Here is a 23467-nt window from a genome sequence, read left to right as displayed (position 1 = left end):
CATAAATGGCTTACAAACTATTACTTACTCAGTAAATAATAAAGTTCATTCCACTTCAATTGATCTTCGAGTTTTGCAACCGTAGTTTCCTCATCAATCAACACATATTCTAACCCTGCTATGCGCGCAAAATCTTCAAGATATTCAGGTGTCAAACTCAAGCTGTAGGCGGTATGGTGAGCACCGCCAGCAACGATCCAGGCACTACAACCTGTTTTCATATCTGGAAGTGGTTTCCATAATACCCGCGCAACTGGAAGTTTTGGTAATTCCTCTTCGACAGAAACCCCTTCAACCTTATTGACGATCAATCGAAAACGTGTACCCATATCAACCAGCGAAGCATTGAGTGCATCTCCGCTCTGCCCGTTAAAGACGAGACGAGCTGGATCCGCTTTGCCACCTATTCCCAATGGATGTACCTCGATTCGCGGCTTGTCGGTAGCCAAGGCGGGATCGACTTCCAACATGTGTGAACCCAAAACCATGGCATTTTGCGGATCAAAATGATAGGTATAGTCTTCCATAAATGCTGTCGTTCCTGCCAGACCAGCTCCCATGACTTTACATGCTCTGACCAAGGCCGGCGTTTTCCAGTCTCCCTCACCGGCAAAACCGTACCCTTCGGCCATTAAGCGCTGTACTGCCAAACCCGGAAGCTGCACCATGCCATGCAGGTCCTCAAAAGTATCCGTAAAACCTTTAAAATCGCCTTGCGCTAAGAATTTACGTAAGCCGATTTCAATTTTAGCAGCTTCAATCAGATTGTCATGAAATTCATCACCGACCTTTACGTTTTCTGCCAATTCATACGTAGCTTCGTACTCGGCCAATAAAGCGTCTATTTCTTCATTAGTGCTCGCGTTAATAATCTGAACCAAATCACCAATCGCATAGGTATTTACAGAAAAACCAAATTGAGATTCCGCTTCCACCTTGTCGCCATCCGTAACAGCTACATAACGCATATTGTCGCCGAACCGCGCAAATTTGGCGCCTTGCCAGTCATTCCAGCCTGCTGCGGCACGCGACCATACATTAATACGCTCCAATACTTCAGGGTCTTGCCAATGTCCGGTCACCACTTTACGGCCTATTTTCAATCGGCTTACAATATGGCCAAATTCACGGTCGCCATGTGCGCTTTGGTTGAGGTTCATAAAATCCATGTCAATACTGCTCCAAGGGATATCCTGATTATACTGGGTATGTAGATGCAATAATGGTTTTTGTAAAGCTTTTAATCCTCTAATCCACATTTTAGCAGGCGAGAATGTATGCATCCATGTAATGACACCGATACAATTTTTTTCGCTATTGGCAGCTGTTAACGTTGCGTAAATTTCATCTGTATTTTTGACGATCGGTTTATATTTCACTGCCACAGGAATCACAGTCTGTGCATTTAAATAGTTTGCGATTTCCTCGGCATGCAGTGCAACTTGGCGTAAGGTCTCTTCTCCATATAGATCTTGGCTTCCAACGATAAACCAGACCTCAAGTTCTTTTAAATTAATATTCATTTTTAAATAGTAGTTTTTTGCTATTGTTTTTTTATTATCGCGAATTATTGACCATAGTAGGCATTGGTTCCATGTTTCCGTTCATAATGTTTTTTGATTAAAGCGGACTTTAACCTCGGCGCATTGGGGTTGATCTGTTCTGTCAACAAAGCCATCTTGGCAACTTGTTCCAATACCGCGCTATTGTAAACAGACTTCATTCCATTTTTACCCCAGGCAAAAGGCGCATGGTTGCCAACTAGAATCATTTCCACTTCTTTATAATCAAGCTTATTTTCGGTAAAGTGATTGATAATCTGAAAACCTGTTTCATGCTCGTAGTTTCCGGCGATCATCTCATCACTCATTGGCGGAGCACAGGGAATATCTGTCGTTAAATGATCGGCATGTGTCGTTCCGAAAATCGGAATATCGCGTTGACTTTGTGCCCATGCTGTTGCATAAGTTGAATGCGTATGTGTAATACCGCCAATTTCTTTCCAGTGTTTATATAAAACAGCATGCGTTTTTGTATCCGATGAAGGTCTAAGATCACCTTCAACCACATTACCGTCAAAATCAACAATGACCATTTGCTCAGGAGAAAGCTCCTCATAAGGTACCCCACTAGGTTTAATGGCAAAAACTTCATGCTTCCGATCCACAACACTGACATTTCCAAATGTGAAAAGTACAAGGCCCAATTGGGGCAGTTGCATATTGCAACGGTATGCTTCTTCTTTAATTGAATTATACATAATAAATATTCAACGATTAAACAGTAATGGCTAACGATTCTTTCCCTTCCATGAAAGCTCCGAGTGCCTTGTAGCGTTCATAACGTTCAGCATAGATTGGCACCCACTTCTCTTCGGGTACATAGGTACATTCGAAACCTTGCCCCATGGTTTTCATGGCATCCTCAACACGGTCATACAGCCCCGCTGCAGTCGCCGCGAACATGGCCGCACCAATAGCACAAGTCTGCTCACTCTTATGTATACGAATTGGCATGTTCATGACATTAGCCATCATCTGCATAATAAAAGGGGATTTTTTGGCAACGCCACCGAGACCGATCAGTCCTTTAACAGGAATTCCCTGATCAACAAAACGATCCGCAATGGCTTTTGCGCCGAAACAGGTTGCTTCAACAATAGCTCTAAATATCCGTGGCGCATCGGTTCCTAAATGCAATCCTGTAATTGCACCTTTCAATGATTGATCCGCGTCGGGTGTTCTTCGACCATTCAACCAATCTATCGCCAACTCCGAAGTTGCGGTTACTGACAACTCCGCAGCCTTTTTACTCAAACTGACCAGCAACTTCTCTTCCAAACCATTCACAACTTGCTCACGAACGACATCATTCAGACCCTCTACATCTTGTAACGCCTGTTTAGCAGGCCATAACAAGACCTGTTTTAACCAAGCATAAGCATCGCCAAAGGCGGATTGCCCAGCTTCCATACCGATCATTCCGGGAATGATCGAACCATCCACCTGACCGCAGATTCCCTTCACAAGTGTATCCTGAACCTCTTCTTTTGGTGCAACAAGCATATCACAAGTCGATGTACCCATGACTTTACTGAGATAATAAGGTTCGATCTGTCCACCTACAGCCCCCATGTGACAATCAAAGGCACCGATACCAACTATTACCGATGTCGAAAGCCCCAAACGTTCGGCCCATTCGGCTGAGAGATTCCCGGCAGGTTTATCTGCCGTATAAGTTTCTGAAAATAAACGATCCACAACACCATCCAATAGCGGGTCAATATCCGTGAAGAAAGCATTTGGAGGCAGGCCACCGAATGCTTCCGCCCAAAGCGACTTATGGCCGGCAGAACATACACCTCGCTTAATCGCAGATGCATGCGTGCCTCCCGTCAATAAGAAAGGAATATAATCACAATGTTCAACCCAGCTAAATGTCGCTTTACGAACTTGCTCGTCAACTCTAAAAATATGAAGTAACTTAGCCCAAAACCATTCCGAAGAATAAACACCACCAACGTATTTCAAATAATCAACCGCACTTGTTTCGTTGTAATCATTGATTTCCTTGGCTTCCTTAACGGCGGTATGATCCTTCCACAGGACAAACATCGCATTGGGATTATCCTTAAATTCATCCAGCAAAGCCAAAGGAACCCCTTGCTCATTGACAGCAATGGGGGTTGAACCCGTGGTATCTACCGAAATTGCTCTTACGGCCTGTCCAATATTCGCTATTCCCGATTTTTGTAAACAATCCCTTACTGTCGCCTCCAGACCTTCGATGTAATCTAAGGGATGTTGTCTAAACTGACTCGATGCAGCATCGCAGTATTCCCCTCTTTTCCATCGTGGATAATAAAATACTGAAGATGATATTTCTTCTCCATTAATCGCATCGACCAATACAGAACGGACAGAATCGCTTCCGTAATCTATCCCGATGACATATGATTCATTCATTTTTGCTGAATTTGGTTTATAACTTATAATTGTTTCTAGCATTATTTTTTTTCAGTGCCCTCAATCGAAGATAAGCATTCAAAAATAATTAGTGTCAAATAAACATTTATTTTTTTGAATTTGAAAGAAAATTTTCATATTTAAAAAAATGAATTAACTTCATCCCGTTAATCATGATGAGCCCAAATGCCTGTATATGTTATATTGAAACATTTTTCAATCAGTTACCGACCAAGTATTGTACTTATTTTTAGCTAGTCACTTTATAGTTTTGATCATGAAAACGGGAGGAAGTCAAAAAAGAGATAAAAAACAATAGACAATGGAATATTATAAAAAAGATTCAGGGATTCTTTTAGCTGTAGACTGTATTATATTTGGCTTCAATGGGGAATCCCTAGAAGTATTGTTGATCAAGCGTGATTTTGAACCTGAAAGAAATAAATGGAGTTTGATGGGTGGTTTTGTTCAACCCAACGAAAGTCCAGAAGAATCTGCCAGCCGGGTGTTGAAAAAATTAACAGGTCTCGAAAATGTCTATATGGAGCAATGCAGTGTCTTCGGCGAGCCCAAGCGCGAACCCAATGACCGAGTGATAAGTATCTGCTATTTTGCATTGATCGACACCCAACAATATAAGCATATCTTAAGCGACGATTACGAAGCAAAATGGTTTCCATTACAACAGCATCCTACACTGATATTCGATCACGAACAAATGATATCATCGGCACAACACCGCCTACGTATGAAAGCAGCGCTATATCCTATTCTGTTCGAACTGCTACCGGAAAAATTCACGATTCCGCAAATCGCAGCCTTATATGAAGGTGTCTATAATATCGAGCTTGACAAGCGTAACTTTAGTCGGAAACTACTCTCATCGGGCTTAATCATCAAACTACAGGAAAAAGACAAAGAAAATTCCAAAAAAGGGGCATATTATTTTAAGCTAAATACAGCAATCTATAAAGAGAAAATTATGTCATTTCTCCGTTATCTGCCTAGCTGGGGCCTCGAAACATAAAGATACCTACCAAAAGGATAGACTATAATCGGAATATATTTCACTTTCAATTTTCGTTTTTTCAATAATTCCTTATATTTATCACAGGCATATGCTAGCTTTGCAGCTGGAATATTCTGATTAAACTTATTATAATAACGATAGACAACATGAGCAAATTGAGATTAGCATTTGTATTCTTTACGATTTTATTTATTTCATCGTACACTTTATTACAGGCTCAAACTCCTGCAGCAGCGCCGGTTACCGCCACCCAGCAGGCCAATAACGCTTACAAATACAGCCCGGATGGACTAAAAAAAGGCAGCTTGGCAAATCAATTTGATCACTTAAATTATATATCGAAAAACAATTATGACTTCAAGATGGTGCGCAAAACCAACCTTGATATCGTCAAAAGAAATGTTGTTGATACTGTTGCAAAGCTGCATAAGGAAATCAATTCCCTAAAATCCTCATCCAGCAATTATTCATCAAACACCAAAAATTTGCAAGATTCTATTCAGACATTAAAGGATCAACTCGCACAGGAGCAACAAAAGACAGATAGCTTTTCATTCTTGGGTATCAATACATCCAAGAGCTTATACAGTACGGTCGTCTGGACCATCATTGCCGTCTTGGCTGTAGCGACTTTCATCTTTTTAATTTCCTATAGAAAAGCGAAAGTCGATACAGTAGAATTTCAAAAGACAGCAGAACAATCACAAGAGGAATTTGCGACATTCCGTAAAAAAGCCATGGAAAAAGAACAATTGCTGAAACGTCAATTGCAAGATGAATTAAATAAAAAGATCTAGTCAGGTCTTCATAAGACGATATTATACAGAATTCTCATCGACCTGAAGCGGCTCCTCATGAAGACCCCGCTTCAGGTCGATCACATTTATATACACGCTGAGCCTCATCGTACGAACGTCGGAAAGGAGCAGCAATTCAAAAAAATAGTGTCGCCAATACGCCGAAATAGTATATTTGCAACAACAAGAGTCGAAACTCACAGAATTACAAGAGATAACATTTTGACCTACATTAATGAAAATATAATTTAATTACAAATTCTATTTGTTTTTAAAAACGAATAACCTTATTTTTGCTGACCAAAAAAGAGGCCTTTTATGTCTCTTATATAAAATTGATTAATAAATATTTAGTCCCTATAATATGCCCAAGATTGGTAAAATAGCGCAGATTATCGGCCCAGTTGTTGACGTCAACTTCGCCGACAGTGAAAATCTACCTAAAATTTACGATGCATTGTACATTCAAAAAGAAAATGGACAACGTGTTGTATTGGAAGTTCAACAACACTTAGGTCAGGATCGTGTACGTACAATTGCCATGGACGCAACTGAAGGTTTGGTTCGCGGAATGGAAGTTGTCGATACTGGTGCTCCTATCAAAATGCCTGTTGGTGAAGAAATCAAAGGTCGTGTATTCAATGTAGTTGGTGATGCCATTGATGGTATCCAAAATTTGAGTAAAGAGAATGGTCGTCCTATCCACAACGTCCCTCCTAAATTCGAAGATCTATCCACTGAATCCGAAGTACTTTTTACTGGTATCAAAGTTATTGACCTTTTAGAGCCATATGCTAAAGGTGGTAAAATTGGTTTATTCGGTGGTGCCGGTGTAGGTAAAACTGTATTAATCCAAGAATTAATCAACAACATCGCTAAAGGTCACGGTGGTCTTTCCGTATTTGCCGGTGTAGGTGAACGTACACGTGAAGGTAATGACTTATTGCGTGAGATGTTGGAATCTGGTATCATCAAATACGGCGAGCATTTTATGGAAGGCATGGAGAAAGGTGAATGGCCTTTGGATACTGTTGACCATGAATTAATGAAAGACTCTAAATGTACTTTCGTATTCGGTCAGATGAATGAGCCTCCCGGTGCACGTGCACGTGTTGCTTTGTCAGGTTTGACTGTTGCGGAATATTTCCGTGATGGTGATGGCGAAGGTCAAGGTCGTGACGTCCTATTCTTTATCGATAACATCTTCCGTTTTACACAAGCAGGTTCTGAAGTATCCGCGTTGTTAGGCCGTATGCCTTCAGCTGTAGGTTACCAACCGACATTAGCTACAGAAATGGGTTTAATGCAAGAGCGTATCACTTCAACTAAAAACGGATCTATTACTTCAGTACAAGCGGTATATGTACCTGCCGATGACTTAACTGACCCTGCTCCTGCGACGACATTTGCTCACTTGGATGCAACTACAGTATTGTCCCGTAAAATTGCTGAGTTAGGTATCTATCCTGCTGTGGATCCATTGGATTCTACATCACGTATCCTTTCTCCTGCTGTTTTAGGTGCTGAACATTACGATACTGCACAACGTGTGAAAGAAATTCTTCAACGTTACAAAGAATTGCAAGATATCATCGCCATCTTAGGTATGGACGAGTTATCCGAAGAAGATAAGCTGACCGTTCACCGTGCACGTCGTGTACAACGTTTCTTATCACAACCTTTCCACGTAGCAGAACAATTTACAGGTTTAAAAGGTGTATTGGTAGACATCAAAGATACCATCAAAGGATTTAACATGATCATTGATGGTGAGGTTGATGAATATCCAGAAGCTGCCTTCAACTTGGTAGGTAACATTGATGATGCTATTGAAAAAGGTAAGAAATTATTAGCAGAAGCAGTTTAATTTAGATTATATCTAAGAATAATGAAATTAACAATTATCACTCCCGACAAATTAGTATACGAAGGCGAAGTAACATCTGTTACGGTCCCTGGCTCTGCGGGCTCTTTTCAAATTTTGAAAGACCACGCAGCAATTGTTTCTACTTTGGAAGATGGAAAAGTAATTATTCAACAAGGTAAAGGTGGACAAGAAGTGTTCATTAAAGGTGGTGTTGTGGAAGCAAAAGACAATGTCATTACCGTGCTTGCTGAAGGAATTATCGGAGATTAAATCAATTGATTTTAAAATATTGAAGAGCTTCCGATAGAAATATCGGAAGCTTTTTTTTAAAAGTTTTTTTGACAATTTCTTCATTTTAGGAAGAAATTTGCCCTTTGTAACAAAAAATAATTTTTTGACCAGGTAGACCAATTTTAAATACGGTATACGACTAACAAAATTAAAAACCGATCAATAGCTTAAAATGCAGTTTAAAATTTTTTAAAATATAAAATTTTAAAATTTTATTCTAAATAGAAAATTAGCACTTTACCTATTGCCAATTATTGTAATTCCTGCTACCTTGAGGAAATGAAAATCGAAGGTTTTTACAGCGGCCTGAGATAGCATGATTTACCAGCAAAAACCAAAAAGGGAAATTATTTATATAGGTAAATTTTGGGTTATGAAATACTACGACAAGAACACATTGATTTATTTGGATGGAGCCTTTGTAAAAGCCTCCGAGGCTGCATTGAATCCCTTTGCACAATCGCTTCACTATGGCTACGCTGTATTCGATGGTTTACGCGCGTACAACACCCACAATGGTCCGCGCATCTTTAAAGCGGACAAACATTTTGACCGATTGAAGAAATCCTGCGAAGCGGTGAATATCCCTTATCGATGGAGTAACAGGGAGCTAATTGATAAATGTTATGAGCTTTTGGCCATCAACAACTTACGGGAGGCCTACATCCGTCCATTGGTACTCACCGGCTCGAATATGCACCTGACTTCTTCCACGGAGGCTAATCTGATGATTGCTGCCTGGGAATGGGGACCTTATCTTGGTCAAAATCTGTTACGTGTATGCATCTCTGATATTAAAAGACCTAATCCAAAATCTTTTAAAACGGACTCGAAAATATCAGGTCAATATGTAAACTCTATTCTAGCGACGACAGAAGCCATCAACAGGGGTTTTGATGAGGCACTTATGCTTGATCATGAAGGCTTCGTTGCCCAAGCTTCCAGCGAGAATATTTTTATTGAGAAAGATTTCAAAATTTATACACCGCCAGCGAAAAACATTTTTCCCGGCATTACACGGCAGACCGTTAAAAACATCTGTAAAAAACTGAATTTCGAAGTCATTGAAAAACAATTGACAGTAGAAGATATCTATACAGCTGATAGTGCATTCTTATGCGGTACAGCTGCTGAAATTATCGGAATCAAACAAGTCGACGATGTCATCTATCAAGAAGAGTGGGAACACAGCATAGGTGCGTCGATCCAAAGAAGATATAAAAATTTAGTATTAGAGAACGAAAATTATGAAGTCATCATCTAACGGCGAAAATGCAATGAACAAATACAGCCGTACATTTACACAAGACGAAACGCAACCTGCTGCTAAAGCAATGCTTTACGGTATCGGCCTGACAGATGCCGATATGGACAAGGCACAGGTCGGTATTGCCAGCATGGGATACGATGGTAATACGTGTAATATGCACCTCAATGATTTGGCACAGATCGTCAAAAAAGGTGTTTGGAACAATGACTTAGTGGGTCTGACCTTTGGTACCATTGGTGTCAGTGACGGCATGAGCAACGGTACGGATGGTATGCGTTACTCCTTGGTAAGCCGTGATGTAATCGCTGATAGCATTGAAACGATCTGTGGCGGTCAATATTACGACGGCCTAATCTCTATTCCCGGATGTGATAAAAATATGCCCGGCGCCATCATGGCGATGGCACGTTTGGATCGCCCCTCGCTCATGGTCTATGGTGGTACAATTGCACCCGGACATTACAAAGGAGAGGAACTCAATATCGTTTCTGCTTTTGAAGCCTTAGGACAACGTATCTGCGGCAATCTCTCCGATGAAGATTACGAAGGTATTATCAAACATACCTGCCCTGGCGCCGGTGCTTGTGGCGGCATGTATACAGCAAATACGATGGCTTCAGCAATTGAGGCATTGGGAATGAGCTTACCGTACTCTTCCTCTAATCCAGCAATCTCAGCTGAAAAGAAAAATGAATGTCTAGAAGCTGGTAAACATATCCGCACCCTACTTGAAAAAGATATCAAACCTTCCGATATCATGACGCGCAAAGCATTCGAAAATGCATTACGTACCATCGTGATCTTAGGAGGTAGTACCAATGCCGTGCTTCACTTTATTGCGATCGGTAAGGCTGTAGGCGTTGACATCTCACAAGATGACTTCCAGCGCATGAGTGACGAAACACCTGTATTGGCAGACTTTAAACCTTCTGGCAAATACTTGATGCAAGATCTTCAACAATATGGTGGAACTCCCGCTGTGATGAAATACCTTTTGGACGAAGGTTTATTACATGGTGATTGTATCACTGTAACCGGAAAAACTGTTGCTGAAAACTTAGCGGATGTCAAATCCATTATGGAATATGATCAGCCTATTATCAAACCATTGAGCAACCCAATCAAAGCAACAGGACACTTACAGATACTTTACGGAAATCTGGCTGAAAAAGGTTCCGTAGCAAAGATTTCAGGCAAAGAAGGCGAAAAATTCACGGGTCCCGCACGTGTATTCGATGGCGAACATGACTTAGTAGCAGGAATTGCCTCAGGCAGAATTAAGCCCGGAGATGTTGTGGTTATTAAAAATGAAGGCCCAGTAGGTGCTCCAGGTATGCCGGAAATGCTCAAACCGACCTCATTAATTATCGGTGCCGGCTTAGGTAAATCAGTGGCACTCATTACAGATGGGCGTTTCTCTGGCGGTACACACGGTTTCGTTGTAGGCCACATTACACCTGAATCTTACAAAGGCGGGTTAATTGGCTTAGTGCATGATGACGATATCATCGAGATTGATGCTGTCAACAATACGATCAATGTGAAGCTTTCCGATGAGGAGATTGCACAACGTCGTGCAGCATGGGTACAACCGGCTTTGAAAGTCAGTAAAGGCGTGTTATACAAATACGCTAAGACCGTAGCCGACGCTTCAGAAGGTTGTGTAACTGACCTGTAGAAAATCAAAAAAAATGGAGACACTTGGTGCTGGAGATTTAAACAAACAGACTCTTCGATCTAATGTCTCCAGATCTAATATCTAAAGACTAAAAAAGACTGAATAATCAACAAAACTAAAAAATCAACGTAATGAGTACACTGGAAATAACAGAAAATAAGGCTGCTGCCAAGCAGGAAACTCCGACACAAATTTCGGGATCGAAAGCTGTTATGGAGGCCTTATTGAGCGAAGGAGTTGATACCGTATTTGGCTATCCGGGTGGCGCGATCATGCCCATTTATGATGCCCTTTATGATTATACGGATCGTTTGAAACATATCTTGGTGCGCCATGAGCAAGGAGGAATCCATGCGGCCCAAGGTTATGCAAGAACTTCCGGTCGTACAGGTGTCGTCTTCGCGACGAGTGGTCCCGGAGCAACAAACCTGGTTACCGGACTGGCAGATGCCATGATCGACAGTAACCCGATCGTCTGTATTACAGGCCAGGTATTTGCTTCACTATTGGGAACGGATGCATTTCAGGAAACGGATGTCATCAATATCACCGCACCGGTCACCAAGTGGAACTATCAAGTCACTGACGCTACTGAAATTCCAGCCGCACTCGCTAAAGCATTTTATATTGCCAGCACCGGGCGTCCGGGCCCCGTATTGATCGATATCACCAAGAATGCACAAATTCAACTGTTCGATTACTTCGGTTACGAAAAATGCAATCATGTGCGTAGTTATAGACCTGCTCCGCAGGTTCGTAAGGAGTATATCGAACAAGCTGCTGAGTTGATCAATAATGCAAAAAAACCATTTGTACTTTTTGGCCAGGGGATTATCCTAGGAAAGGCAGAAGAAGAGTTCAAAGCTTTTATCGAAAAAACAGGCATTCCTTCCGCCGCTACTGTCATGGGATTGAGCGCGCTTCCTACAGACCACAAACTTCATGTCGGTATGTTGGGGATGCACGGTAACTATGCACCAAACGTCATGACCAACGAATGTGATGTTTTAATTGCTATCGGTATGCGTTTCGATGACCGCGTCACTGGCCGATTGGACAAATATGCCAAGCAGGCAAAAGTGATCCATCTGGATATCGACCCGGCCGAGATTGATAAAAATGTACAAACAACCGTTCCCGTGTGGGGAGACTGCAAAGAATCTCTTCCAATGTTGACTGAACTGGTTAAAGCCGTGGATCATTCCGCTTGGTTGGCTCAATTCCGTGAACTCGAAAAAGAGGAAATCAAAGAAGTCATCACAGATGAATTGCATCCAAAAACGGATATCATGACCATGGGCGAGGTGATCAATGTGTTGAATGAATTAACCGGTGGAGATGCAATCATAACCACAGACGTTGGTCAACATCAGATGGTCACATGTCGCTATGCAAAATTTAACAAGAGCAAATCAAACGTAACATCAGGCGGATTGGGAACCATGGGCTTTGGCCTTCCTGCAGCGATTGGTGCCTGGTATGGCGCCCCTGAGAAAACTGTCGTAGCCATCATCGGTGACGGTGGTATCCAGATGACCATTCAGGAACTGGGAACTATCATGCAATTTGGCGCGAAGGTGAAAATCATGATCTTGAACAACGAGTTCTTGGGTATGGTACGTCAATGGCAGCAACTGTTCCATGACAAACGCTATTCATTTGTGAATATCACCAGTCCTGACTTTGTTGCAGTTGCCAAAGGTTATTATATCGATGGACAGAAAATTTCGGAACGGAAAGATCTCCGCAATGCCCTTCAGACCATGCTTGACCACGATGGTGCTTATCTATTGGAAGTTATGGTAGGAAAGGAAAACAATGTATTCCCGATGGTTGCACAAGGAACATCCGTATCGGAGATTCGATTAAAGTAAAAAGTCAAAATGGAAAAACAAGAATATACCATTACCCTATACACAGAGAATTCTATCGGCCTTATCGGAAGGATCTCAACGATTTTTTCAAGAAGAAAAATCAATATCGAAAGTTTAAACACATCGCCTTCTGAAGTAGAAGGTATACATCGTTTCACCATTGTCATTACAGAAGCGGAAGATGTGTTGCGCAAGCTTTGTCGTCAGTTGGAAAAGCAGATAGATATCCTTAAAGCCTATTATAATACAAATGACGAAGTGATCTGGCAAGAACAGGCCTTATATAAAGTACCTGCAGACGTTGTCAATGAAAAAGTATATGTTGAGCGTTTACTACGTCAATATGGAGCCAATGTGGTTGTGATCCGCAACGATTACATCGTGTTCGAAACCGCAGGTCACCGTGAAGAAATTGATAAGCTCACCGAGGAATTGACAAAATACGGGTTAATTGAATTTGTACGTGGCGCCCGTATTGCCATCATTAAAGATAGTGCTGGCTTCCACTCCAAATTGGTGCAGTTTGAAGCACAGGAACCGTCGATAGAAATCGTTGAAAATGAATATCTCGACAAACGGGATGATGTATTTACCATGTAATCAGATGCAAGAAACATTTAAATTTATCTTACAGGCCCGCCAAAAATTCATTGAATTGGTGGATAGCCTTTCCATAGAACAACTCAACAAAATCCCTGCTGGATTTAACAACAATATTATCTGGAATTTTGGACATATCGTTGTAAGTACACAGACTTTGGTCTATGTTCGTACCGGTATCAAAACGGATACCGCTTGGGTAAAATACAATGAAGATTATAAAAAAGATACCAAGCCCACACGTTTTGTCGAGCAGGCTGAGATTGATGAACTAAAGGCAATCGCTATCCAAAGCATTGAACAGATCGCCAAAGACTATGAAAATGGCCTTTTTGGATCGATTACCTCGTTTTCAACAGCAACCTATGGTTATCCAATGGATACGGTCGAAGATGTTATCGCTTTGACCTCAGGACATGATAATGTTCATTATGGTTATGCTTTGGCACAACGCAGATGTTTATAAATTAAAAAAATAGAAATTAAAAAATAAAAAGAGAAGAAAGAAAGCTGGTAAGCCATAAGCTAGAAAAACCAAAATCTCAATTCTCATATCTCATTACTCAATACTAAATCAAAACAATGGCAAATTATTTCAACACCTTACCGCTTAGAGAGCAGTTAGAACAATTAAGTCACGCTGAATTCATGGACAACACCGAATTCACGGATGGAGTAAATGCTTTAAAAGGTAAAAAAATCGTAATCGTAGGATGCGGTGCACAAGGCTTGAACCAAGGTTTAAACTTAAGAGATAGCGGACTGGACGTTTCTTATGCTTTACGTAAAGAAGCTATTGAACAAAAAAGAGATTCTTGGAAAAATGCTACGGACAACAATTTTAACGTAGGAACTTACGAAGAATTAATCCCAACAGCAGATTTGGTCATTAACTTGACTCCTGATAAACAACATACTTCAGTGATCAACGCGGTCATGCCTTTGATGAAAGAAGGTGCAACATTATCTTATTCACACGGTTTCAACATTGTTGAAGAAGGTATGCAAATCCGTAAAGATATCACCGTTATCATGGTTGCTCCAAAATGTCCGGGTTCTGAAGTTCGCGCAGAATACCTTCGTGGTTTCGGTGTCCCTACTTTGATCGCTGTTCACCCAGAGAATGATCCACAAGGAAAAGGTTGGGCTGAAGCAAAAGCATACTGTGTAGGAACAGGTGGCCACAAAGCCGGTGTATTGAAATCTTCATTTGTAGCCGAGGTAAAATCAGATTTAATGGGTGAGCAAACAATCCTTTGTGGTTTGTTACAAACAGGTTCGATCTTGTCTTTCGACAAAATGATCGAAAAAGGAATTGAGGCCGGTTATGCATCCAAATTAGTACAATACGGTGTAGAAGTGATCACTGAAGCATTAAAACATGGTGGTGTAAGCGGTATGATGGATCGTTTGAGCAACCCTGCAAAAGTGAAAGCTTTTGAGATCTCCGAAGAATTAAAAGATATCATGCGTCCATTATTCCAAAAACACCAAGACGATATCATGTCCGGTCACTTTAGCAAGACCATGATGGAAGATTGGGCAAACGGTGATGCCAACTTATTGAAATGGAGAGCTGAAACAGGTGAGACTGCATTTGAGAAAACACCTGCTGGCGATGTTAAAATCAACGAGCAAGAGTATTTCGATAACTATACCCTAATGGTTGCTTTCATCCGCGCAGGCGTTGAATTGGCTTTCGAAACAATGGTTGAAGCAGGTATCAAACCGGAATCAGCTTACTACGAATCATTGCACGAAACCCCATTGATTGCCAACACAATCGCCCGTAAGAAATTGTTCGAAATGAACCGTGTTATTTCTGATACAGCGGAATATGGTTGTTACCTATTTGATCAGGCTTGTAAACCTTTATTGGCTGATTTCATGAAAACTGTTGATACCGATCTAGTAGGTAAAAACTTTAATGAAGGTAAAGATGCTGCTGTTGATAACGCACAGTTGGTTGTTATCAATGAAATTTTGCGTGACCATCCTGTGGAAATCGTTGGACGTAAATTGCGTAAGGCGATGACTGCAATGAAAGCAATCAAAACCGTTTAAATATTTATACGAATTATTTGTTTTTTTTAAGCATAGCATGTCCGGGTGAATTCAATCTACAGATATGCGCCAAAATCATGAATATTTCGTAATTTAGTCTATTGAAATCAGGGTGATATTGAGACATTTACAATATCACCCTGATTAAAATAAAAATAACATAAGAGAGATTAAAAAATGTCAAAAACATTAGTAGAAAAGATTTGGGATGCTCACGTCGTCAAGCGTGAAGAAGGGTTTCCGGATATTATNNAAAAGAGGAATCCCAGTTTTTCGTCCAAAGCAAACGGTAGCAACTGCCGACCATAACGTACCGACACTCAACCAACATTTGCCGATCAAAGAAGAGCTATCGCGATATCAAGTTGATATGCTGACCAAAAATTGTGCTGAATTTGGCATTGAATTATATGGTTTGGGACATCCTTACCAAGGAATCGTACACGTGATCGGTCCTGAGTTGGGTATCACACTACCGGGTAAAACAATGGTCTGTGGGGATAGCCATACATCAACGCATGGAGCCTTTGGAGCTATTGCTTTTGGTATCGGAACCTCTCAGGTTGAACAGGTCTTTGCGACACAATGTTTATTGCAGTCCAAGCCTAAAACCATGAAAATTGAAGTCAATGGTACTTTACAAAAGGGAGTTGGCGCAAAAGATATTATCCTCTATATTATCGCCAAGATTTCTGCCGCAGGTGGTACAGGATATTTTATCGAATATGCTGGTTCAGCCATCCGCTCTTTGAGCATGGAAGCGCGTATGACCATCTGTAATATGAGTATCGAAATGGGGGCACGCGGCGGGCTTATTGCACCGGATCAAATCACATTTGATTATGTAGAAGGCCGCGAATTCGCACCAAAAGGAGAAGAATGGGACCAAGCTTTAGCGTATTGGAAAACATTATATTCAGACGAAGATGCGATCTTTGATAAAGTATTGTCATTTGACGCAGCTGACATCGCTCCTATGATTACCTATGGTACAAACCCGGGCATGGGTATGGGTATCGCCGAACACATCCCGGCAACTAATGCACAACCGGAATCAGAAAGACCATCCTATCAAAAAGCACTGGACTACATGGGCTTTAAAGATGATTCCACGGTCTTAGGTAACCGCGTGGATTACGTTTTCATCGGAAGCTGTACCAACTCCCGTATCGAAGATTTACGTGAGGTCGCCTCATTCGTTAAAGGAAAACAAAAGGCACAGGACGTCGAAGTATGGATTGTTCCCGGATCAAAACAGGTAGAAAAACAAGCCAAAGAAGAAGGCCTGGATAAAATATTTGAAGCCGCGGGATTCCAATTACGCGAACCGGGATGTTCCGCATGTTTAGGCATGAACGAAGACAAAATTCCTGCGGGTAAATATTGCGTTTCAACTTCAAATAGAAACTTCGAAGGACGTCAGGGGCCTAATGCACGCACCATGCTGGTATCTCCACTGACAGCAGCAGCAGCAGCAGTAACCGGGAAAGTAACGGATGTAAGAGAATTGATCTAAAAATAAAGCATATCGTATATCAATCTAAAAAATGAAAAGTAATAGTAATATTAAGATCACATCTATCATCTTAGCCGGGGCGACACTTTTTGCCAGTTGTGCGAGCAAAACGTTGATTCAATCCAATCCAATTGGTGCCAAAGTCTATATTCAGGGGGAATATGCCGGTACAACACCGTATTCGTATAAAGACACCAAAATTGTCGGTAGTACGACTGACATCAAAATAGAAAAAGAGGGGTATGAGCCTTTTTCCACAAGTTTCTCACGAAATGAAAAAGCCGATGTTGGCGCTATTATAGGTGGTATTTTTGTCTTGGTTCCATTTCTATGGACAATGAAATATAAAGACCAACATACCTACGAACTTATCCCTTTAGGCGCAGGAGCAAAAAAGGAGGCAACAGTGGATACATCAACAGCAGCAAAATTACAAGAGCTAAAAAAGATGTATGATGAAAAGCTCATTACCAAAGAGGAGTACGAACAACAACGAGAAAAGGTTTTGAACAACTACAGTTCGACAGAAAATAAAACAGATAAAAAATCAGAGGGCTAGTATTTCAAGCTTCTGGTTTTTTATTTTGACTTTGAAAAAAATGAAAAAATTTGAAACTTTAACTTCACAGGTAGTTCCACTACCAATCGAAAATATTGATACCGATCAGATCATACCAGCGCGTTTTCTAAAAGCGACCACACGTGAAGGATTTGGCAATAATTTATTCCGCGACTGGCGCTTTGATAGCGATAATCAGCCAAAAGCAGATTTCGTATTGAACAATCCAATCTATTCAGGGAAAATATTGGTTGCCGGCAAAAACTTCGGTTGCGGTTCCAGTCGTGAACACGCAGCCTGGGCAATCCAGGACTATGGTTTTGATGTCGTTATCAGTTCGTTTTTTGCGGATATATTTAAAGGTAACGCGCTTAATAATGGCGTATTGCCTATTCAGGTTCCCGAAGAATTTTTAGAGAAAATCTTCGAATTGGTCCACCAAAACCCAAATACCCAAATTATCGTTGATCTCGAAAAACAAACGGTTATGTTAACCGAGACCGGTGATCAATTTGAATTTGAAATCAATCCATACAAAAAATCATGCTTGATCAATGGATACGATGACATCGATTTTATCCTTAATCAAAAAGATTTAATTGAATCATTTGAAACAACAAAAAAATGGTAGACCCAGTCGTCCATATTGCCAATTTAACGATTCAGCACGGTAAAGATTCCGTACTGCAAGATTTGAATTGGCAAATTTTTCCTGGAGAACAGTGGATCTTAGGTGGTCCCAGTGGCACAGGAAAAACAACGCTTGCAAAAGCAATTGCAGGGCAATTAAAATATGAGGGCACCATATCTTTTCATCTGGATAACAATAGTTCCCTTCCTCCAGTTGTGCATTACGTATCCAATTGGTTTCAGTTTACCAATCTTGAAGGTGATCGCAACTTCTATTACCAACAACGCTATAACAAGTTTGCAAAAAACGATACCTTAACGGTTTTTGCTGAATTGAAACATTTTGCGAAGGAAGAACAGCTGGCCTTCGAAGATGTGGCACCTTACCTTATCATCTTTGGATTTGAAAATTTCAAAGACCAACAATTGATCGAACTTTCCAGCGGCGAACATAAACGCTTACAATTGGTCAAAGCCCTTTGGCTTCAGCCGCAGGTCTTGGTTATCGACCAGCCTTATACCGGACTTGATGTACAATCCCGAAAAGACCTGAACCAGATCTTCGATCAGCTTGCGGACAAGGGCGTATCCCTCCTACTGATCAGCAATGATGACGAACAACCGGATTGTATTAATCGTTTTGCCGAAATCCAGAATGGAAAAATTGTTCTCCGTCAACATAGCGGAGAAATTTCACGGGGCATACCACGGAAACGCAAGGAATTACCCTATTTCTTACTGCAGTCACCCAAAATCTCCGACCCAACGATGGTCAAGATGCGGCAGATCAACATTTCATACGGTGAAAAGCAGGTCTTGAAAAACATTGATTGGGAAGTAAAAGCAGGAGAAAAATGGCTGCTGCAAGGACATAATGGATCGGGAAAATCGACTTTATTAAGTCTGATCAACGGTGATCACCCCCAAGCTTACGCAAATGACATTCATCTTTTTGGTAAAAAGAGAGGATCAGGAGAAAGTATATGGGAAATCAAAGCGCACCTGGGCATTATTTCTCCCGAATTACATTGGTACTACGATATGAATGCCAATGTAGGACAGACCATTGCTTCGGGATTCTTCGATTCAATGAGCCTGTATCAAAAATTGGGCTATGAACAACAGCAGAAGCTTGATCAGGTACTCCTTTTTTTTGACCTCAAAGACGTGAAACATAAAACATTAGGATCTTTACCTTTAGGCCAACAGCGATTGGCATTGCTGGCGCGCACCATTGTAAAACATCCTGAATTGCTTATATTAGATGAACCTTGCCAAGGATTGGATAAGGAACAATCACAATATTTTAATGATGTGATTGATGACCTGAGCAAGAATGGCCAGACCCTTATTTATGTCGGTCATTTCCAATCCCAATTACCGACCTGTATAGACAACAGGATGGTACTGGAAAAGGGTGAAATTAAGTCCGTAGAACGAGTTATCCACAAAAAAGAGACTTTATCAACATAAAAATTGTGGAAAACGACAATTGACAATAGATATTTAGACGAAAGATAACAGATATTAGACAATGGACATGAGCGGATGGATATTCAAATTTTATAAAAATAGCATCTCAAGACTCATATCTCAATACGAATAAAAACAATGAAAAAAAATATTTTAATCATACCTGGAGACGGCATCGGCCAAGAAGTAACCACATGGGGTAAAAAAGTTTTAGAAAAGATCGGTGAAAATTATGGTCATGAATTCAGTTTTGATGAAGCAATCATGGGCCATACGGCTATTGAAGCTACCGGCAATCCGCTTCCTGACGAGACGTTAGCAAAAGCCAAAGCATCAGATGCCATCCTTTTTGGCGCGATCGGACATATCAAGTACGATAATGATCCTTCAGCCAAGGTTAGACCGGAACAGGGTTTGTTGAAAATCCGGAAAGAATTGGGGTTATATGCCAATCTGCGTCCTATCCTTCTATTTGATGAACTATTGGATGCATCAAGTTTAAAACCTGAAATTCTCCAAGGAACAGATATTCTTTTTTTCCGTGAGTTGACGGGTGATGTGTATTTCGGTGAGAAAAACCGTAATGAGGACAATACCTTCGCTTCGGATTTGATGAACTATCACCGTTATGAAGTAGAGCGTATCGCACGTAAAGCTTATGATGCCGCCCGTACGCGTAACAAAAGATTATGCTCGGTCGATAAAGCTAATGTATTGGAAACTTCCCGCTTATGGAGAGAGGTGGTACAAGAAATTGCAAAAGAATATCCAGATGTTGAAACTGAACACATGTTTATTGACAATGCAGCAATGCAATTGGTCAAAAATCCAAAGAAATTTGACGTGGTATTAACGGCGAATCTTTTTGGTGATATTTTGACTGATGAAGCATCTCAGATTGCGGGTTCAATGGGTATGTTGGCCTCAGCTTCTGTTGGCGATGGCACAGGTTTCTTCGAGCCTATCCATGGCTCGGCACATGATATTGCTGGCCAGAATAAAGCGAATCCGCTTGCTTCAATTTTATCCGCTGCTTTAATGCTCGACATCAGCTTCGGTCTACAGGAAGAAGCAAAAGCAGTTACTAATGCGGTTGCCCAAACGCTCAAAGCAGGCTGGAGAACCGGTGATATTGCGAATGCCAATACAGAAGCTTCTAAAGTCTTGGGTACCCAGGAAATGGGCGAGAAAGTATTGGAGTTTATTAAATAGTAATGAGATATACGTATGGAGTAATGAGATTTTGGTGCAACAAATCAAAAAAAGTCGATGCACTCACACTCTTTGCCCCATACTTCTTTAGTTATAAATCTTTTGAATTAAGAAATTATGTTACACGATCCTAATCATCTTTACATCTTCGACACCACATTGCGTGATGGCGAACAGGTACCGGGATGCCAATTAACTACTCCAGAGAAAATTGAGATCGCAAAGGACTTAGAAAAACTGGGTGTTGATATTATCGAAGCTGGTTTTCCTGTTTCCAGTCCCGGAGATTTCCAATCTGTCGTAGAGTTGTCCAAGGCGGTGAATGATGTTATTATATGTGCATTGACCCGTGCCAATCAAAACGATATCGACGTAGCTGCGGAAGCATTGAAATATGCCAAACGTCCACGTATTCATACCGGAATTGGTTCTTCGGACATGCACATCAAATATAAATTCAACAGTACAAGAGAAGAAATTTTAGAACGTGCCGTTGCAGCTGTAAAACATGCTAAATCTTATGTGGAAGATGTCGAGTTTTACGCTGAGGATGCCGGTCGTGCTGACTTGGAGTTTTTGGCTAAAATGATTGAATCAGTTATTGCTGCCGGTGCAACAGTTGTCAATATTCCCGATACCAACGGGTACTGTTTACCGGACCAATATGGTTCAAAAATCAAGTATCTTAAGGAAAATGTACGTAATATCGATCAAGCCATTATTTCTGCACACTGTCACAATGATCTGGGGCTTGCTACGGCCAACTCCATCGCCGCGATACAAAACGGTGCCCGTCAGGTAGAATGTACCATCAATGGTATCGGCGAACGTGCCGGTAATACCTCATTGGAAGAAGTTGCGATGATTCTTAAAGTGCATAACCAAGCTTTCGGAAGCCTAACTTCGAATATCGATAGCCGTATGTTTACCTATCTATCCCGTAAAGTGAGCGATATGATGAACATGCCCGTGCAACCCAATAAAGCGATTGTTGGCCGGAATGCCTTTGCCCATAGTTCAGGCATCCATCAAGATGGCTTCTTAAAGCACCGCGAAAATTACGAAATCATCAGACCTGAAGATGTAGGCCTTGATGAAGCAGATATCATCTTGACGGCCCGTTCAGGAAGACATGCACTTAAACACCATTTGGAGCGCCTTGGTTTCCATCTTGAAAAAGATGATCTGGCAGATTGCTATCAACGCTTTTTGGTGTTGGCCGACGCAAAGAAAAATATTTGTGATGATGACTTAAAAAGCCTCATCCAAGAAAAGATATAGAAAATGGAAGGCTGCATCTGCAGCCTTTTTTTATCAAAAGACAACCTTAATCACCCTATTAAAAAAATGGATCTATCAACCCTAAACATCAACTCAGAAGCTACGCTTGAGCGCATCAAATCGGTGGTCAATCGTACGCCTTTACAATATAACCGCCATTTATCTGAAAAATATGGCGCAGAAGTCTATCTCAAACGGGAAGATTTACAGGTCGTCCGTTCCTATAAACTGCGTGGTGCCTACAACAAGATTATTTCCCTGACAGCGGAAGAACGCCAACGGGGCGTCGTCTGTGCGAGTGCTGGTAATCATGCTCAGGGTGTCGCCTTTTCATGCAAAAAACTGGACATTAAAGGGGTTATCTTTATGCCCGGTCCAACACCGCGCCAGAAAATCTCCCAAACTGAAATGTGGGGCAATGGCAATGTTGAAATTGTATTGACCGGAGATACGTTTGACGATTGCCAAAAAGCGGCACTGGCTTACACGGAAGAGCATGGCATGACCTTTATTCCTCCATTTGATGATCTCAAGGTTGTGGAAGGACAAGGCACCGTGGCCGTCGAAGCTTTACAGGATCTTCCTGATATGGATGCCATCTTTATTCCGATCGGTGGTGGCGGACTTGCGGCAGGAGCAAGTTACTACCTGAAAAGCAAAAATAAAGCAATCAAGTGTTATGGAGTCGAACCGGAAGGAGCACCGTCCATGCAGGCCGCACTGGAAAACGGAGCACCGATTGAATTGGAACACATTAACAAATTTGTTGATGGCGCAGCTGTAAAGAAAATTGGCGCGACCACATTTGAGATTGCCAAACAATTGCTAGATGATACACGCTCCATTCCAGAGGGAAAAATCTGTACTTGCATCTTGGAACTATATAATAAAGACGCCATCGTGGTCGAACCAGCAGGTGCACTTTCTGTCGCAGCTTTGGAATTTCACAAGGAAGAAATAAAAGGTAAGAAGGTCGTTTGCATTATATCGGGCGGAAACAATGATATCGACCGCATGAGCGAGATCAAAGAACTCTCGTTACTTTATGAAGGCTACAAACATTATTTTATTGTCCGTTTCCCACAGCGCCCGGGCGCATTAAAACTCTTCGTTTCTGAAGTGTTGGGCCCGAAAGATGATATTACCCGTTTTGAGTTTATCAAAAAAACAGAACGGGAAAGAGGTCCGGCCTTAGTTGGCATTGAGCTCAACAAACCTGAAGATTACGAAACACTGATCGCAAGAATGAAAGAGTATAAGTTTGATGTCATTGAAATCAACAAAGACCAAACATTGTTCGAATATTTGGTATAAAAATAAAAGCCAGTGATTAAAACGCTGGCTTTTATTTTTATACACG

General features: G+C 41.2%; 19 protein-coding genes and 1 pseudogene. 17 read left to right on the top strand and 3 right to left on the bottom strand.

The annotated features are described in order from the left end of the window. Positions 1-20: 20 nt before the first annotated feature. From araA to B4G94_RS22055, 3 genes are read right to left on the bottom strand one after another with little or no spacing between them, the layout of a single operon-like run. Entirely contained in the window at positions 21-1523 is a 1503-nt protein-coding gene (gene araA, locus B4G94_RS22065) for an L-arabinose isomerase (RefSeq protein WP_286861989.1), read from the bottom strand. Between the two features lie 44 nt (positions 1524-1567). Further along, positions 1568-2260 (bottom strand): L-ribulose-5-phosphate 4-epimerase, encoded by a 693-nt coding sequence (locus B4G94_RS22060; protein WP_108634882.1) that lies wholly within the window; start codon positions 2258-2260, stop codon positions 1568-1570. A gap of 16 nt (positions 2261-2276) precedes the next feature. Beyond that, positions 2277-3965 carry a ribulokinase gene (locus B4G94_RS22055; protein ID WP_286861988.1) on the bottom strand — a complete coding sequence of 563 codons (1689 nt, stop codon included), beginning with the start codon at positions 3963-3965 and terminating at the stop codon, positions 2277-2279. A gap of 322 nt (positions 3966-4287) precedes the next feature. Here B4G94_RS22055 and B4G94_RS22050 point away from each other — a divergent pair, with 322 nt between their 5' ends. The 17 genes and pseudogenes from B4G94_RS22050 (at position 4288) to ilvA (ending at position 23421) form a co-directional block, all read left to right on the top strand. Beyond that, positions 4288-4992: an NUDIX hydrolase gene (locus B4G94_RS22050; protein ID WP_108634880.1), complete on the top strand. Its 705-nt coding sequence runs from the start codon at positions 4288-4290 to the stop codon at positions 4990-4992. 149 nt (positions 4993-5141) lie between these two features. Next, on the top strand, positions 5142-5792 hold the full coding sequence (locus B4G94_RS22045) for a hypothetical protein (RefSeq protein WP_108634879.1): 651 nt from the start codon (positions 5142-5144) through the stop codon (positions 5790-5792). A 364-nt stretch (positions 5793-6156) separates the two neighbouring features. Continuing rightward, entirely contained in the window at positions 6157-7659 is a 1503-nt protein-coding gene (atpD, locus tag B4G94_RS22040; RefSeq protein WP_108634878.1) for a F0F1 ATP synthase subunit beta, read from the top strand. A 21-nt stretch (positions 7660-7680) separates the two neighbouring features. Next, positions 7681-7929, top strand: a complete 249-nt coding sequence (gene atpC / locus B4G94_RS22035) for an ATP synthase F1 subunit epsilon (RefSeq protein ID WP_028071934.1) — start codon at positions 7681-7683, stop codon at positions 7927-7929. 394 nt (positions 7930-8323) lie between these two features. Continuing rightward, positions 8324-9214 (top strand): branched-chain amino acid transaminase, encoded by an 891-nt coding sequence (locus B4G94_RS22030; RefSeq protein WP_286861987.1) that lies wholly within the window; start codon positions 8324-8326, stop codon positions 9212-9214. After that, positions 9198-10898 carry a dihydroxy-acid dehydratase gene (gene ilvD / locus B4G94_RS22025; RefSeq protein ID WP_286861986.1) on the top strand — a complete coding sequence of 567 codons (1701 nt, stop codon included), beginning with the start codon at positions 9198-9200 and terminating at the stop codon, positions 10896-10898. Before B4G94_RS22030 ends, ilvD begins: the two co-directional genes overlap by 17 nt. A gap of 131 nt (positions 10899-11029) precedes the next feature. Beyond that, entirely contained in the window at positions 11030-12772 is a 1743-nt protein-coding gene (ilvB, locus tag B4G94_RS22020; protein ID WP_108634876.1) for a biosynthetic-type acetolactate synthase large subunit, read from the top strand. Positions 12773-12781: 9 nt separating this feature from the next. Next, a complete protein-coding gene (gene ilvN, locus B4G94_RS22015; RefSeq protein WP_108634875.1) occupies positions 12782-13372 on the top strand; it encodes an acetolactate synthase small subunit in 591 nt (196 codons plus the stop codon). A 4-nt stretch (positions 13373-13376) separates the two neighbouring features. Beyond that, complete coding sequence (locus B4G94_RS22010; protein ID WP_286861984.1) at positions 13377-13838, top strand: DinB family protein; 462 nt, start codon at positions 13377-13379, stop codon at positions 13836-13838. A 116-nt stretch (positions 13839-13954) separates the two neighbouring features. Beyond that, a complete protein-coding gene (gene ilvC, locus B4G94_RS22005; RefSeq protein WP_108634873.1) occupies positions 13955-15436 on the top strand; it encodes a ketol-acid reductoisomerase in 1482 nt (493 codons plus the stop codon). A gap of 177 nt (positions 15437-15613) precedes the next feature. After that, positions 15614-16952: pseudogene (gene leuC / locus B4G94_RS22000) on the top strand (3-isopropylmalate dehydratase large subunit). A gap of 31 nt (positions 16953-16983) precedes the next feature. Continuing rightward, positions 16984-17511 (top strand): PEGA domain-containing protein, encoded by a 528-nt coding sequence (locus tag B4G94_RS21995; RefSeq protein WP_286861982.1) that lies wholly within the window; start codon positions 16984-16986, stop codon positions 17509-17511. 40 nt (positions 17512-17551) lie between these two features. Then, the gene (gene leuD / locus B4G94_RS21990) at positions 17552-18142 is read left to right on the top strand and encodes a 3-isopropylmalate dehydratase small subunit (protein WP_108634871.1); all 591 of its coding nucleotides are present in this window, start codon (positions 17552-17554) and stop codon (positions 18140-18142) included. Continuing rightward, the gene (locus B4G94_RS21985; protein ID WP_286861980.1) at positions 18136-19614 is read left to right on the top strand and encodes an ATP-binding cassette domain-containing protein; all 1479 of its coding nucleotides are present in this window, start codon (positions 18136-18138) and stop codon (positions 19612-19614) included. Before leuD ends, B4G94_RS21985 begins: the two co-directional genes overlap by 7 nt. A 138-nt stretch (positions 19615-19752) precedes the next feature. After that, complete coding sequence (leuB, locus tag B4G94_RS21980) at positions 19753-20826, top strand: 3-isopropylmalate dehydrogenase (RefSeq protein ID WP_108634869.1); 1074 nt, start codon at positions 19753-19755, stop codon at positions 20824-20826. A gap of 117 nt (positions 20827-20943) precedes the next feature. Next, entirely contained in the window at positions 20944-22107 is a 1164-nt protein-coding gene (locus B4G94_RS21975) for a 2-isopropylmalate synthase (RefSeq protein WP_104383780.1), read from the top strand. A gap of 66 nt (positions 22108-22173) precedes the next feature. After that, positions 22174-23421: a threonine ammonia-lyase IlvA gene (gene ilvA / locus B4G94_RS21970; protein WP_286861978.1), complete on the top strand. Its 1248-nt coding sequence runs from the start codon at positions 22174-22176 to the stop codon at positions 23419-23421. Positions 23422-23467: the final 46 nt, after the last annotated feature.

This window comes from Sphingobacterium sp. UBA7625, from assembly GCF_002484085.1.
In the GTDB taxonomy this organism is placed as follows: Bacteria; Bacteroidota; Bacteroidia; order Sphingobacteriales; family Sphingobacteriaceae; genus Sphingobacterium; species Sphingobacterium athyrii.
This window is presented reverse-complemented; position numbering and strand designations above follow the sequence as displayed.